Annotated in this window: 15 protein-coding genes; 6 read left to right on the forward strand and 9 right to left on the reverse strand. The window is 38.7% G+C overall.

Annotated features, from left to right (window positions below; all coding sequences use genetic code 11):
- The first annotated feature begins 23 nt into the window (after positions 1-23).
- Positions 24-1,889 (forward strand): glycosyltransferase family 2 protein, encoded by a 1,866-nt coding sequence (locus H6793_01935; GenBank protein USN95902.1) that lies wholly within the window; start codon positions 24-26, stop codon positions 1,887-1,889.
- Between the two features lie 6 nt (positions 1,890-1,895).
- Here H6793_01935 and H6793_01940 read toward each other — a convergent pair whose 3' ends face one another.
- From H6793_01940 to H6793_01950, 3 genes are read right to left on the reverse strand one after another with little or no spacing between them, the layout of a single operon-like run.
- Positions 1,896-3,569 carry a hypothetical protein gene (locus tag H6793_01940; GenBank protein USN95903.1) on the reverse strand — a complete coding sequence of 558 codons (1,674 nt, stop codon included), beginning with the start codon at positions 3,567-3,569 and terminating at the stop codon, positions 1,896-1,898.
- Positions 3,553-4,113 (reverse strand): hypothetical protein, encoded by a 561-nt coding sequence (locus tag H6793_01945; protein USN95904.1) that lies wholly within the window; start codon positions 4,111-4,113, stop codon positions 3,553-3,555. Before H6793_01945 ends, H6793_01940 begins: the two co-directional genes overlap by 17 nt.
- Positions 4,114-4,166: 53 nt before the next feature.
- Positions 4,167-4,901 carry a polyprenol monophosphomannose synthase gene (locus H6793_01950; GenBank protein USN95905.1) on the reverse strand — a complete coding sequence of 245 codons (735 nt, stop codon included), beginning with the start codon at positions 4,899-4,901 and terminating at the stop codon, positions 4,167-4,169.
- Positions 4,902-4,939: 38 nt separating this feature from the next.
- Here H6793_01950 and H6793_01955 point away from each other — a divergent pair, with 38 nt between their 5' ends.
- Positions 4,940-5,419: a GtrA family protein gene (locus H6793_01955; protein ID USN95906.1), complete on the forward strand. Its 480-nt coding sequence runs from the start codon at positions 4,940-4,942 to the stop codon at positions 5,417-5,419.
- 6 nt (positions 5,420-5,425) lie between these two features.
- On the opposite strand, the gene H6793_01960 is transcribed toward H6793_01955, so the two are convergent.
- Together H6793_01960 and rfbA are read right to left on the reverse strand one after the other, a co-directional pair.
- A complete protein-coding gene (locus H6793_01960) occupies positions 5,426-6,751 on the reverse strand; it encodes a hypothetical protein (protein USN95907.1) in 1,326 nt (441 codons plus the stop codon).
- Between the two features lie 161 nt (positions 6,752-6,912).
- Positions 6,913-7,764 (reverse strand): glucose-1-phosphate thymidylyltransferase RfbA, encoded by an 852-nt coding sequence (gene rfbA, locus H6793_01965; GenBank protein USN95908.1) that lies wholly within the window; start codon positions 7,762-7,764, stop codon positions 6,913-6,915.
- 540 nt (positions 7,765-8,304) lie between these two features.
- Between rfbA and H6793_01970 the strand changes: the two genes are divergently transcribed.
- Positions 8,305-8,577, forward strand: a complete 273-nt coding sequence (locus H6793_01970) for a toxin (protein USN95909.1) — start codon at positions 8,305-8,307, stop codon at positions 8,575-8,577.
- 10 nt (positions 8,578-8,587) lie between these two features.
- Positions 8,588-8,896: a hypothetical protein gene (locus H6793_01975; protein ID USN95910.1), complete on the forward strand. Its 309-nt coding sequence runs from the start codon at positions 8,588-8,590 to the stop codon at positions 8,894-8,896.
- 215 nt (positions 8,897-9,111) lie between these two features.
- Here H6793_01975 and H6793_01980 read toward each other — a convergent pair whose 3' ends face one another.
- Positions 9,112-9,675, reverse strand: a complete 564-nt coding sequence (locus H6793_01980; protein USN95911.1) for an alpha/beta hydrolase — start codon at positions 9,673-9,675, stop codon at positions 9,112-9,114.
- A gap of 287 nt (positions 9,676-9,962) precedes the next feature.
- Here H6793_01980 and H6793_01985 point away from each other — a divergent pair, with 287 nt between their 5' ends.
- The gene (locus H6793_01985; GenBank protein USN95912.1) at positions 9,963-11,144 is read left to right on the forward strand and encodes a DEAD/DEAH box helicase; all 1,182 of its coding nucleotides are present in this window, start codon (positions 9,963-9,965) and stop codon (positions 11,142-11,144) included.
- A 10-nt stretch (positions 11,145-11,154) separates the two neighbouring features.
- The gene (gene typA / locus H6793_01990; GenBank protein USN95913.1) at positions 11,155-12,993 is read left to right on the forward strand and encodes a translational GTPase TypA; all 1,839 of its coding nucleotides are present in this window, start codon (positions 11,155-11,157) and stop codon (positions 12,991-12,993) included.
- Here the strand turns inward: typA and H6793_01995 are convergent, their stop codons facing one another.
- From H6793_01995 to H6793_02005, 3 genes are all read right to left on the reverse strand, one after another.
- Positions 12,994-13,848, reverse strand: a complete 855-nt coding sequence (locus H6793_01995; protein ID USN95914.1) for an NAD(P)-dependent oxidoreductase — start codon at positions 13,846-13,848, stop codon at positions 12,994-12,996.
- The gene (locus tag H6793_02000) at positions 13,845-14,954 is read right to left on the reverse strand and encodes an ATP-binding protein (GenBank protein ID USN95915.1); all 1,110 of its coding nucleotides are present in this window, start codon (positions 14,952-14,954) and stop codon (positions 13,845-13,847) included. Before H6793_02000 ends, H6793_01995 begins: the two co-directional genes overlap by 4 nt.
- A 77-nt stretch (positions 14,955-15,031) precedes the next feature.
- Positions 15,032-15,577, reverse strand: coding sequence for a dTDP-4-dehydrorhamnose 3,5-epimerase family protein (locus H6793_02005; protein ID USN95916.1), 546 nt, complete (start codon positions 15,575-15,577; stop codon positions 15,032-15,034).
- Positions 15,578-15,647 lie beyond the last annotated feature (70 nt).

Below are 15,647 nucleotides of genomic sequence, written 5' to 3' on the forward strand. Positions count from 1 at the left end.
ATGTAGTAAGTTATGGAGGGAAAGTGAAGAAGGTAGTCAAAAAAGCGGTTCATCATTCTGTGGTTGGGGCTAGGAAGGTTGTCGGTAAAAATAAATATCTCAAAAGCGTTATATTAAACAATGTTGCGCCACATTTGAGAGTACATAATAAGAATAATTATGAAAGATGGTTAGAGGTTAACTTTCCTGATTTTGTTGCTATTGCAAAAATGCGAAAAGAGCTAGCTGAACTAAGGTATCAGCCGTTGATTTCGGTGATTGTTCCAACATACAACACTAACTTACGATTCCTGCAAGAATGTTTAGATTCGGTTTTTGGGCAAGTTTACGAAAATTGGGAGCTTATTGTTGTAGATGATTGCTCAACTGATAAAAAAGTAAAAGAGTTTATTAAGAACTACGCCAAACAAGAAAAAAGACTCATTTATAAATTCTTGCCTAAAAATCTTGGCATATCTGGCGCAACCAATGAGGCCGTAAGGCTGGCTAAAGGAGAATTTATTGGGATATTTGACCATGATGATTTGCTGTGGCCAAATGCCCTATTTGAGATGGTCAAAGCACTTAATAATGACAAAAAATTAGATTTTATTTATACAGATGAAGATAAAATTACAGAGGATACACACAATCATTTGGGCTATGTGTTTAAGCCAGACTATAACCCAGACTTTATGCATAGCGTAAACTACTTTACTCACTTTACAGTTATTCGTAAGAGTTTATTTGATAAGATTGGCGGAGAGCGATCAGAATATGACGGGGCGCAAGATTGGGATTTGTACTTAAGAATTTGTCGTGAGACAAATAGGATACATCATATCCCAAAAATTTGTTATAGCTGGCGCGTACATGATGACTCTACCGCTAAAACAACAGAAGCCAAGCCTTATGTTGTGAAGGCTCAACAAAAAGCTATTGTAGACGACTTGACAGAGCGAGGTTATAAAACAGCTAGCGTTAATCAAGACATGAAACACCCCGGCTACTGGAATGTAACTTATCCAGTCAAAGACAACCCTCTAATTTCTATAGTTATACCTAGCAAGAACCAGTATAAAGTACTTAAAAGATGCATAGATTCAATCTATAACAAGACTACTTATGATAATTTTGAGGTAGTGTTAGTTGATACAGGTAGTGACGATAGAAGGGTATGGAATTATTACGACAGACTCCAAAAGCAACACGATAATTTTAAGTTGATAGAGTGGACAGAACAGCCATTTAGTTATGCCCGTAGTTGTAACGAAGGTGCAAAGCAAGCCCGGGGGGATTTGTTGGTTATGTTAAACAATGACACAGAGGTTCTTACTAAAGATTGGCTACAAATTATGGCGGGCGACGCTCAACGTAAAGAGGTTGGTGTGGTGGGTTGTTTGTTATTTTACCCTGATGGTTATCGAATTCAGCATGCTGGGGTTGGCGTAGGTTTGGGTGGTGTAGCAGCAAATTCTTTTCAAATGATGACACTAAGCCAGGCTATGACACAGACTCAACACTTATTAATAAACACAAAACATAATATTACAGCTGTTACTGCGGCATGCTTGATGGTTAAGAGGTCTTTGTTTGACAAAATTAAGGGATTTGATGAGGCATATAGAGTTACATATAATGATGTTGATCTATGTTTGCGCATTCATGAAATAGGGTATCTTAATGTTTACACCCCACATGTTAGATTATTGCACCACGAGTCAATAAGTGTTGGCTCCCCAGAAGAAATTAAAAAACGGGACACAAAAGAAATGAAGCAAGCCCAAGAGAAGTTTAAAAAACAGTGGCAAAAGTACATTCAGCACGACCCCAACATCAATCCAAATTTATCAAAAGAAGACGCCTTTTACGATATCCCTAAGCGTAAACCCAATAATCTAGATAATTGAGTAGATTTATTGTGGCTGATACCAGCCAATTCCTTCATCATTAAAGATTCCACGACTAATCAAGAAGTTACGCTCGTTTGCGTCATTTGTGTATAGATGTTCACCAGTTTGAGGTCTATATAGACGGAAGACTGGTTTGCCGCTAGTAGATGCATACATTGAAATACCTTCATAGATCCAACCATGGTTTGTTGAAATATTATGCACCTCACTCCAATCAGTAGTGAATAAATGTTGTTTTAGGCCAGGGCTGTATAGCCTATATATAGGTTTTCCGGGTTGTGTCTTTAGGCTTGTCCAAGCAACGCCATCGTAAGCGTAACCGGATCTAATCATAGAATCACGTTCATTAACATCAGTTGTCCAAAAATGAGTATTGTTTGGCATATCCCTAAAGCGATATACTAGATTTTGTCCTGTTGGCGGAGCTTTTTCTTGTTGTACGGGGCTTAGGGCGGTAAATGGAGTACTTTCTTGTGTGTAGCTAGATGGATACCCATAAGGATTAGTGGTCCATACGTGCTGGCCGTTGCTGTTATTGTACAATCTGTAAACAGGATATCCGCTGTTGCTGTTTGGTGGGTCTGCATAAAAAGCTATCCAGTTTGGAGTGAAAGCGCCGGATAGGGCAGAGTATTCGCCTAGACTAGTGGTTAGGAAAGTTTCACCGTTAGGTTTTGTCATTCCATACACGGGTATGTTGCCAGATTTAGGAGCGTTGGGGTTTCGTGCATAGAATTTGACACCTCCGTAGCCAAAACCCTGAGAATTGACGAAGTGATTGATGCTCCCGTAATCAGTAGTTAGCTTTTCTGACCCGTTTGATAACTGAGCCTTCCAAACGCACGAAAGACTAGTATTAGTCGCCTCTTGACATCCGGGTATTGCAGTAATGTGTGTTACTCCAAACCAATCCCTGAATAGTCGCCAAAAGTTGCGATTACCATATGCACCACAACCATCACCCGTACCATAAAGGTTACTTAAGGCCGAAGCATTTGGTTGATAAGGAGTGTAATTATATAAACCAGCAGTAGCATAGTTTTCTATATAAACATTTGTACCCCCACAAGCGGTATTTGGGTTATATTGAATGTAATTATTTTGGAAGGGCCTGTAGCGATAGCTACCAGGGTTTGTGGCGTAACGTCTAAACTGCCACGCAGCTTTGTTAACTTGGTTGGTAAATCCATAGTACTGCGCATCACAAGGTGCGGTATCGGGGCAACCGTAACCCGTAGCACTTCTGTATTGAATTGACCAAGGCCATTCGTCTGTAACAAGAGACTGCTCTTTTTGTAATAGCACCAACAATACACGCGGGCTAATTTGGTTGGCGTCCGCCGCCTCTTTAATGATCTGGGCGGAAGATTTACCGTTTTGAGAATAGTCTTTTAGGCAGGTGTATGGTGGTGGATATCCTTTACTTGTTCCATATTGTGCTCTTGTGCCACCACCTTTCTCTGATGGTTTTGTTCCCCAGGTATCACAACTACTTAGTTTGCTATTCATAAAGTTTTGTATGCTACTAACAGACATATCGCCATTGTTGTAAAAAATGCTGTCATCTATGATATTACCTGCGCGCCAATCTGCTCCCGATAGTGCATTTGCTGTCACGGGGAACACCAAAATAGCTAACAGGCTAATGATAAAAGAAAACTTAATTGATCGTAACATTCTGAGAGACCTCTACCTTTTTGTCGTTAACATAATAGGTTGCGGTTAAGTTCCATGTTCCAAGCTTGGTAAATTCTACCTCTGGAATGCTGGTGTTACATTTGTTGCCAGAAACCACAACTTCTCTAATAACCGGTTTATCTTCTGTAGTTGTAAACGAAAAAACACATTTTCCTCCACTATCTCCACTAGTTTCAGCATCTACTGTGATTTGCCCACTTGATTGATTAACAGAAACTATCTTAATGCTAGAAGTCGTTGTTCTGGGGATTTGGTCAGACGTGTTGGTGCTAACAGAGTTATTTGTTTTAGCTTCACTACTACTGGGTTGATCAACTTGAGTGTCGTTGTCCTGATTCATGACTTCTGTTTTAGCGGATGTGATCTGTGCGGTATCTTTATTTTTGTTGCTTGATTGTTTCTTATAAAACAAGAATACGCCAACTACTACTATGACAATAAGCACCAAACACACCAGTATCAACTTCTTGTGATTTGGTTTACTTGTTATTGCATTAGTGATTTTGTATTTTTGTGCTGACATTGTTTTAGCAGTATGGTATTAACTTTGTAATAATACCATAAGCAAGAAGGAGATTACAAACCCCTTTTAAATTTTAGCTTTGGAACTAAGATCAAGTTTTTTATTAACGTGTTTTTTGGAATTTTTGATTTACCGTGCTGTCTGTCTCGGAAGTTTATGGGAATTTGTTTTGCGGATATACAATTTTGTAGAGCTTTGTACTTTAACTCAATTAAAAAACCATATCCAGTAGAGTTAATACTATTTAGATCAATTTTACTAAGTAAATCTCTGCTGTATAGGTTGTAACCGCCTGTATAATCCGAAATTTTGTTATTCAATACAAAGCGAGCATAAAAGTTACCATATTTACTAAGTATCCGACGATGAAGTGGCCAATCTGGGGTGCCACCACCCGAAATATATCTAGATGCAACAATAAAGTCATGCCCAGATCTAGCTGAATCAATGAACTTCGGTATGTACTTTGGGTTATGCGAGAGATCGGCATCCATTTGTAGAATATAGTCTACTTTTTCATCTAGCAACTTATTAAATCCAGCTATACAAGCCTTACCAAACCCATCTTTAACTTTACGGGTTAATAATAGAACGCGAAAATTATTTGTACCATGTAATTTAGCAAACTTTTCTACAACTTTTCCCGTATTGTCGGGCGAGCTGTCGTCAACCACTACAATTATTGTTTTAGTATTTTTTTGGTTAGAAAGAGTACTTTTTATATTGCTTAGCAGTTTATCGATGTTTTTTGCCTCATTATAGGTGGGGATTGATATTCCAAGTTTCATATTACTATAGTCTAGCAGATACATTATAATACGTAGGCATGGTATTGAGAATATTTGAAGTCCGATTTGCTCGATTTATTTGTGTAGGTTTTTTTAATACCACACTAGACTTTTTGCTGTTAAATCTATTAGCATTTGTTGCGCATATACCAGTATTGGTAGCGAATGTTGTTTCGGTTTGTGTTGGAGTTGTGGTTTCTTATTATTTAAACCATATTTTTGTTTTCAGACATCATTCGCCTCCGTCTTTACAGTCATTTGCTAAGTTCTTTATTGTTACTGGAATAAGTGTCGTGGTTGTACAGACTGTTGTTATCGCTATCATGACCCCAATTTACATGAACCTATTACATAGTTTATTAAATTTAGTGTCTAGTTTTGGATTGGATGGGTATGAACATCAGCTAGCTGTTAATATGGCCAAAGTTACTGCAGTTTTGGTCGGGATGTTTTGGAACTATATATTATATTCTAAGACAGTTTTTCGTGAGAATACCAAACATAGAGTCGTAGAGTAGTTATTATTAGTATCCATGATTCTGGGGATCAATTATGCTAAATCGTATTATCCACCCACCTCCTGGGTTTATTGGAATAACAACATCTTGTTTTGACATATCAACTGTCTGAAGTTGCTCTACCCCTTTTGAATATTCTTTTGTAAGGTCTACAAAACCTTTATTAATCATAAAAGAGTTTGTATATATCGACGTTGCCATTCCGACAGAAATAAACACACTTAATGCATATAACCTAAAGGGTTTTGGTATATACATGCTTCCAAATTTAGCGAAGGCTATCGATATTCCAAGGATTCCATAAACAAAATATCTGTCGCCAAATTTAGCATTTGCCATAAAGTTTAATATTTCATCAGTTGATTGTAATTGAACCAAGGGGCTTCGTAGGATTGCAAATGTTATTCCAGCAATGAATAGAAATAATAGTTTAGTTTGGTGGTTACTTTTGAAAAATACTATTATAGCAATCGTAATTGACGATAAAAATACCAAAATCAATAGCGCTACTTTTGCTACACTCAAAGGCACATCTGGATTAATATCTAATCTAGTAAAGGTGATTGCTGGTATTAATATTTGATTATATATTTCTAAAATTGTATTTTTTGAGAATAATGCAAGTATGCTTATCGAAGATCTTGTGTCATCTCTATTTAAATAGGCTAATAATTGCACAATTGAACCAAGCGTAGCGATTACTAACAGATATACTTGTTTTTTATGATAGTAAAAACGATTAATCAACAGGATGCCAAAATAAAGCCAAGCGAAAGGCAGGGTTAAGCAAATAACTATAAAGAACATAGTCTCTAAATAGTTGACTATTTTAATGCTTGATTTGCGCACAACGATTAATAGTATCCCAACAATGCCTAGTAAAAATATTGAGTTAGAAAAATTAAAGAAAAATTCATCAACATTGGCTATCAAGCACAAAGAAGCTAAAACAAATATTCGTTCAAAATTTGTTGTAAGTATTTTGGTTCGTGGTGTGTATAAGTAATAAACGGTCAAACAGAATAATCCGAACGCAGTTAGGTTAAACAAAAAAGGAGCCCACATTAGTGGTAGCTTTACTACCATTAGGCCAAACAAGCGTTCGAATAGATGAGAGAAACCATTTAGGGGAATAAATAGTGACTTTATGCCTAAATTAAAGCCATCCGCCAACCAAACAGCACCATCTTCTGCATATAGTTGGGGCTTGATAATGTATCTAATACTCCTAATTGCATAAAATAAACTAGCGAACAATACATAAAAAGATGGCCCAGAGAGGAGGTCTTTAATTGTTGTTATTGTTTTATTTGTGCTATGTTTGCGCGGCATCCATGTAATTATACACCGTAAACTTATCGATTAATTATTCTTACGATTCATAAAATTAAGGCATTTATATGTGACTATATTGTTTACTTTACCTTTGTAGTAAGTACAGTAATTTTGTGTAAAACCAACAAATCTTATGCAGTTTTTTTAAGGGTGCCTGGTTATTTGTTAAGATATTTGCCGTAACCGGATTTTTTTAGAGGTTCTGCTAGCTTTTGGAGTTGATTATTATTAATGAAGCCTTGTTCATAGGCAATTTTTTCTGGACTTCCAATGATTTGCCCTGTTCGGTTTTGGAGTACACGCACATAATCAGTAGCGTCGCTAAGGCTGTTGATTGTCCCAGTATCTAACCAGACATCGCCATCATCAAGAGTAGTAACCTTTAGCTTTCCTTGTCTTAAGTATTCCTCATTAATAGATGTGATTTCTAGTTCACCACGAGCGCTAGGTTTGATGTTTTTAGCAATATCTACCACGCTATTGTCATAAAAATACAAGCCCACAACAGCATAGTTACTTTTAGGGTTTGATGGCTTTTCTTCAATAGATTTAGCTTGCATGCTCGCTTCAAACTCAACAACCCCGTACCGTTCTGGGTCAGATACTTGATAAGCAAAAACAATACCGCCATCTGGGTCGGTACAGTTTTTGAGAGATTCATCTAATTCTGCTCCGTGAAATATGTTGTCCCCAAGCACAAGGGCCACTTTGTCGTTGCCAATAAAATCTTCGCCGATAATAAAAGCTTGAGCCAAGCCATCAGGAGATGGTTGCACGGCGTAATCCAGCTTAATTCCCCAGCTAGATCCATCGCCTAGCAAACGCTTAAACTGATCCTGATCATGAGGTGTAGTGATGATTAATATGTCTTTAATGCCCGCCATCATTAGGGTGGATAAAGGATAATAAATCATTGGCTTGTCGTAAATTGGTATAAGTTGTTTGCTGATGCCTTGTGTAATTGGATGCAGTCGCGTTCCACTACCACCTGCTAAAATAACACCTTTCATATAGTTCTATATCTCCGTTTTGCTGTTTATTATTTTAACATGCATGCTCAGGTTCAGATAGATAAGCGCCACTTCTAGAATACAATTAAGTATCTGGAAGGAGAGCGTATGAGACATACAGGCACACAAACTCGTATTGGGGTATTAGTGCCCAAACTAGGAAGTATTAAACCAACCGTTAGTTTAAACAAAGAAGCTAAGCAATATTTGTCTTGGGGACTATTACCGGTCACATGGCAAGAATGCATCGTTAGTCTGTCGACACTATGACATTAGCCATAGTCGTTTTTTTGCGAAAAGTCCGCAATAACCAACAGTGTCATAGTGAACTTATCGATCAGACAAACGTACCTATGAAGACCTGACATTCGTTTAAGCATCGTATATTTGTTGACGCTACCAGCCTCTTGCCAGCTTCGCTGGACAGAGACAAGGTGTTGCAGAATAAGGTAGCCTGACATACTGACAATCGCATCCATGCTAATGAAGGTAAGAATATCTATGTATTGACAATAGATGTACATTATATATAATATAGGCATGGCTTTTGATATATCCTTTAACGAAGAGAAGAATCAATTGTTAAAAGCCGTGCGAGGTATTGGGTTTGATGAGATTATCTTAGCTATCAAAGAGGGTAACTTACTTGACGATATTGCCCATCCGAATAAAGCGCACTCTCATCAGCGAGTATATGTGGTACGCATTCGTGCATACGTCTATGCTGTCCCGTATGTTGTTAACCCACAAACCAAAGAAATATTTTTAAAAACAGTATATCCCAGTAGAGTTTTAAAGCGTAAATATATGTAAGGAGATAAGCATGAGTAATACATTTGACCCATATGCCAACCTAGTTTTGGACGAGGAAGAGCAAGCTCTAGAAGCTTCTCTGGAGCGAGGTGAATTTGAATCAGTTAAGGACTTTGAAGAGGTAAAAAAGCAGGCTGAGTTAGCCGCAAAACGCCACATTGAGTTACAGGCCAGCAAGCCCATTACTTTGCGTGTCAAGCAAGCTGATCTAATTAAGATTAAGGCCAAAGCAAAGCGTAGCAATATACCCTACCAGACACTCCTAGGTGCACTATTGCACGATTTTGCTGAAAATAAAAACGAAATAAAGCTACACTAATTGATTGCATGAGTTTTCTCTTCATAGCACAAACTCCTTACTGCATAATCTTGACACATTATTCAAAGGAATAATAGAGTGTTTTTACACATTTTTGTAAGGAATAATTGTTTGTACTCTTGCTTTTAGTTACTTTGTAGCCTATTGCTTCAAACAAGTGAACATTGTATTTGCATCGCCATAACAGGGTACTTTAATAACTGTAGGTCTTATGTTTATGACTTACATTCCTCGAGTAGCTCTGGAAACTCAGTTGTCCTAAAATGCCCACTATCAGTATATTCCCGATATTCTATGTCTTTGACCTCTTCTTTCAGAATCTCGACTGTCTTTACTACGCTTGGTTCATCGTCGCTTGATATGAATACGGTCACTCCGGCTGTATGCGATGGAAAATCAGAATCGATAGTAAAGTCAAAGAAATCAGCAGTGTCCGATACTTCATAATTCAACGGATTAGTCCACGGGGCAACGAGAACAACTTTACCAACTTTCGAATCTTTATGCTCGCTCAGATAGCGAATCAAGAAGCCGCCACCACAACTGTGGCCTACAAGTATCGTTTCAGGTGTGATATCGAATCGTTCAAACTCTTTCTTCCATTCGTCGTAACGAGGCCGAAACGGAAACGGCGGTTCAATAGAAACAGCATGGATATCTTTAAGAATTAACTGGCGCTGTAACCAGGCGAACCAATAGTTTTGGCTGTTACTCGGCAGATTTGGATCGTAATGCTGATCTTTGTCGGGGCGACCAGGGACGAGAACTGCATTTTTCATGGTCATAATTATACAGCAATTACTGAGGTGTAGCATCAGAAATTAAGACACCTGTCTACTGATGAAGATTTATCTAAAATTAAAAGTAAAGAAGTAGCGCTCATCATATGAACCTCCACAGATAGTTGACGCTTGTGCTCAAATCTGTTACAATTTTGATCAAGTTATTAGTTTAAGAGTGAATCCTGGTAGTTAGTGTTTTGTACTTTGGTTTCATTAATGACAATCACTGCATCATTAACTATAAAGGCATTATTTAATGCCGTAAAATAAAGGATTTTACTTACATGCCATACACAAAAAATAATCACAGACGATCTCGAAGCACAAAGATGTATAAACAACCCAAAAAACGATATCGAGGTCAATATATCAATCCTGAGCGTTTCATTAAAGAAGCTCAACCTGTTAGTGCTGATCAATATCAAGCTATACATAAGTTTGATGATTTTAATATGATTGATCTACTAAAGAACAATCTCCGTGCTAAGGGATATGAGATCCCGTCACCTATCCAAGATCAAACAATCCCACTAGCTTTGGAAGGTAATGATATTATCGGTATAGCCAATACCGGTACTGGAAAGACGGCATCTTTTGCAGTTCCAGTATTGAATAAACTTATTATTGATAGGGAGTCTAGGGTATTAATTGTTGCCCCAACTCGTGAACTTGCCGAGCAAATAGAGTTAGAGATGGAGTCTATCGCAAACGGTAGTGGTTTGCGGGGTGCATTATTAATTGGTGGATCTAGTATTGGGCGACAGCTACGAGATTTAAGACTTAATCCTTCGGTAGTGATTGGTACGCCCGGACGAATTAAAGATCATTTAGAGCGCAGTAGCTTAAAATTGGGCAGATTTAATATGGTAGTTTTAGATGAGGTCGACAGGATGTTAGACATGGGATTCTTGCCAGATATAACAACCATAATGAACCAGCTTCCAAAAGATAGGCTGTCGTTATTTTTCTCGGCTACAATCGACAAGAGGGTAGAGGGGTTAATCGAGAATTTTTCGAACAACCCTATAATGGTCAAACATAAAACAAGCGACACTAGTGATAATGTTCATCAGGATGTGGTGCGTATAGGTAATTCTAGCGATAAAATTGACAGACTACACGATATCTTAATAAAAGATGAGGCAGAGAAAATTATTGTGTTTGATGAAACTCAACGAAATGTCGAAAAACTTGGTAACGAGTTGGTTACAAGAGGTTTCAAAGCAGATGTTATTCATGGCGGGAAAAATCAACGCCAAAGACAGCGAGCTTTGTTGCGGTTTAAAGATAACGAAGTGAATATATTAGTAGCAACGGATGTTGCGGCTCGGGGTATTGACGTCAAGGACATTACGCATGTTATAAATTATAGTGTTCCTCAAACTTACGACGATTACACTCATCGGATTGGTCGAGCTGGACGAGCCGGTCGAGTGGGCTACGCACTGACTTTTATAAATGAATAAGGAAAATTAAATGGATACAAACGTAAACCAAGATTCAAACAAAATCCGTAACATTGCTATTATTGCTCATGTTGATCATGGTAAGACAACTTTGGTAGACGGATTACTCAAACAGTCGCATACTTTCAGGGAAAATCAGGCAGAAATGAGTCAAGAGCTGATTATGGATAGTGGTGACCAAGAGCGAGAGCGTGGCATCACCATCACGGCAAAGGTTACGGCCGTTCAGCACGGTGATTACCGAATTAACATTATTGATACTCCGGGACATGCCGATTTTTCAGGTGAGGTTGAGCGAACATTGAATATGGCCGATGGATGTATTTTGATCGTTGACGCTCAAGAGGGCCCTATGCCTCAAACTAAATTTGTTCTTGGCAAGGCCTTGGCTTCAGAGCTAAAACCAATTGTTATTATCAACAAAATAGATAAACCAGGCAGTCGCATTAAAGAAGTTGAAGACGAACTGGCTGATTTATTTTTAGAATTGGCTGTTCATGAAGACCAACTGCACTACCCGGTATACTACGCAATTGGACGTGAAGGAAAAGCCTGGGATGACATACCAGATGATGTCGGGGCTAATACAGATCTAGAACCAATATTTAAAGCTATAATTGATCAAATTCCGGCACCAGTTGTTGAATTAGATAAACCTTTTCAAATGTTAGTTACGGCACTTGCCTGGGATAGCTATAAGGGTAAGTATGCTATCGGACGCATTACCAGAGGGTCTATTGGCGCAGGTGGTCAAGTATCTTTGTGTAAGAAAGACGGCTCAATTGCTAAAGCCAAAGTAGATAATGTTTTTATGAGCCAGGGAGTTAGTAAATTTGAGGTTTCTAAGGGAATCGCCGGTGATATTGTGCAGATAACCGGTATTGCAGATGCTCAAATTGGTGAAACGGTTGCCGATGTTGATGCGCCGGAAGCTTTGCCAGTGTTAGAAATTGAAGAGCCGACTCTAAAGATTTATCTAGGGCCAAATACCTCGCCGTTTAAAGGCACTGAAGGCGAGTTCAGCACTTCTAGGCAAATTGGAGAACGTTTAAATAAGGAACTAGAGATTAATGTTGGTTTGAGGGTTGAAGATCAGGGAATTGGCTTTTTGGTGTCGGGCAGGGGAGAATTACATCTTAGTGTTTTGATAGAAACCATGCGCCGTGAAGGTTATGAATTCGAGGTGGGACGCCCCCAGGTGGTTACGCGCGAAAAAGATGGGCAAATTGAAGAACCTCTCGAAGAATTATTAATTGAAGTTCCAGCAGAATATGTCGGTGCTGTTCAGATGGAACTAGGTGCTCGTCGAGCTGAGTTGGTGGAACAGTTTGCTAGTCCTAAAGGTGTTACGAAGTTGGTGTACAAGTTGCCAACGCGGGCTTTGCTTGGTTTGCGTAACATTTTAATTACTAAAACTAAGGGCACTATTGTGATGAATAGTTTGATGATTGGCTATCAGGAACTAGGTGCTGATATACAACAAATAAGAAATGGTGTATTAGTGGCTTTTGAAACTGGCACGACAACACCGTATGCCTTGCAAATGGCTGAGGATCGAGGAGAGGTTTTTGTTGGTCCTGCTGAAAAGGTTTATGCTGGGCAAATAGTAGGTTTAAATAAGCGCCAGGACGATCTAGAAATGAATGTTTGCAAGGCAAAACATTTAACAAACATGAGGAGCTCTTCTTCTGATGGGGTCGTGCAACTAACTCCCCCAACTATTTTAAGCTTGGAACAATGCCTGGACTTTATTGAAAAAGACGAACTTCTAGAAGTCACACCTAAGAATTTACGCTTGCGCAAAAAAGAGCTCGACCATAACAAACGCAAACGCCAAAACAAACAATAATTAATTACCAGGATTTTTAGTTAGGTATTCTTTTAGAGCCTCTAGCCAAGGTTGTGGTTTGTATCCAAGCGATTTAATTTTATCCAGCGATAGTTCACTTTGTAGTGGACGTGGAGCAATACCTTGTTTATCTTTATAATAGTCTTTTGTTGACACACCAGTCACAGTATTAGTTAGATTTGATAGCCTATATATAGTTTTAGTGATTTCTGCCCATGACGTTGATTGTCCATCATTTGTTATATTGTAGGTACCGAACGGCGCTTTCGTTGACAATATGAAATCAATAGCTTTAACCAGTTCGCCAGTGAAGGTAAGTCTGCCAATCTGATCATTTACAACGGATGGATTAATGCCTTTATGAGCTAGATCGAGCATGGTGCGCACAAAGTTTTTGCCTTCGCCGATTACCCATGACGTGCGCAGTATATAGTAGTTTTGTAAAGTTGAGACCAATAAATCACCTGATGCCTTGCTAGCTCCGTATACACTAAGGGGGCTAAAAGGTTCGTCTTCTAAGTGAGGAGTGATCGTGCCATCAAACACATAGTCTGTAGAGATATGAACAAGCGTAATATTATTTTGTCTCGCAACCTGGGCTAGATTTCCAACAGCCGTAGCATTAACCGCCCAAGTAGCAGTCCTTCCTTTGGGTGTTTCAGCTCCATTGACATTGGTATAAGCCGCAGAGTTAATCAGCACTTTTATGCCAGACCAATCGTAGTTTTCTACGGACTTTCTATCTGTTATATCTAAAGTATCGGAATCGGCGGACTTGGCATTAGGGTATTTTTGCCGTAGTGCTGTACCCAATTGCCCATTCGCCCCCACTATGAAAATATCTGTTTCTTTCATATGTAGTCCCAATAATTCTCCTTAGTGATAAATTCCGTGCTTACGCTAGGGTATGACGATCTAAAACCGGCTGGTATTTTGGATTGTTTTTTCCATTTACATTCATAGGCATGAGTCTCTTGGGCGACCTCCTCTATAAGGTCAATTTCTTGCCTATCGCGTGAACGCCAGTAGTAGCTACGTACGAATTTTTGTTCGTTCTGATGCAATTTAAGTCGCTCTACTAATACAAAATTCTCCCAGAGTTGACCAACATCGTTTCGCAGATGGAGATCTCTAAAATCATCTATAAGCGCATTGCGCATACCAAGATCATAAAAATACACTTTTCTTAGTCTGCCAATCAGAGATCTTTGGTTCTTGCGGTATTGAGGGCGTCTAAAGACTATGAAGGCCTTTTCTAGCAAGTCGATATAGCGCATGACAGTTTCTTTACTGATTTCTAAATGTGTTGCCAGTTCACTGTAGCTGACCTCATTGCCTATTTGATGAGCTAACAACCTCAACAGGTTGTCGATAACGGTCTGGTCGTATATTGTGCCCAGTGCAAAAGAATCTTTGTACAGATATCGATTAGCTATATCTCTAGCTCTGTTAGCTGAGTCTTCTAGGTTCATGCCCCACAACCCAGGATACCCACCATGTATCAGTAATCTCTCGAGATTATTATTCCCTGACAGTAGATTTTTTGACACTTCTTTGAGTCCGAGTGGGTAAAGCAATAGCTCGACAGATCTGCCAGTCAGAGGTTCTTTGGTTTTGTTAGCTAGATCTAGGCTAGAGCTACCGGTAAGGAGTAATTTTATATTTGGTAGGTTGTCGTGGATAAGTTTGGCGGTTAGGCCGATGTTTTCTACACGCTGTGCTTCATCAATAACAACCAAATCTGTGTTGCTAAGAAGTCGTTGCAAGTTATTGAGCGATTGATTTTGTAGTTGTCGGACAATTACTGGGTCATCACAGTTAAGATACAAGCCATTTTGTGAACTGGTCAATAGTTTTTTCGAGAGAGTAGTTTTGCCTACTTGTCGTGCGCCATATAGCACGGTAACAAATCCCTCACTTATAGCATTAATAAGATGTGGTTCCAAATTGCGATCTATCATATCAGCTAGTATAAATCACGTTATTATAGCGAGTCAAGTAGCGATAATAACGTGAATATAGAAATTGATTATGTTAATTATATTTCTAAAGTATCTTTAAGAAATGGGTGACTGAGGTCTTTTTCAGACACGATTGCATGCTTCTGTGCTATCGGCCATTTGATATCAAGGGCTGGATCGAATAGATTTATTAGGGTGTATTTTGAGTTAGGTGACCAGTGATCATTGACCAAGTATGTGTATGTTACATTTTCTTCAAGAGTTTGGTAGCCGTTAGCAACTCCTCGTGGAACGAAGATTGCTATATTTGGAGTAATTTCAGCAGTAAACACTTTTCCATAACTAGATCCTTTGCGTAGATCTACCCATGCACCAAAAACTCTTCCGTTAGCTACTGAAATAAATTTTTCCCAAGGTTCAGCATGAAGTCCACGCGTAACCCCAACCTTTTCGTTGTAGGAAAAATTATTTTGAACAATATCAAATGCAGGTAGCCCAAGAGCTTCCATTTTTGTTTTTTGATAATTTTCTTTGAACCAGCCCCTATTGTCGCCATATACAACTAAATCAATAACAAATAGCCCTGTGATAGGTGATTCAGTAACTTTTATTTCACTCGACATATGGCAATAGTATACATTAATGTCCACCTTCTTTTATTTGATTACCTTCAATTAGATGTTGGCTAAAAGG

The organism is Candidatus Nomurabacteria bacterium (genome assembly GCA_023898625.1).
Taxonomy (GTDB): domain Bacteria; phylum Patescibacteriota; class Saccharimonadia; order Saccharimonadales; family JAGQNJ01; genus HK-STAS-PATE-36.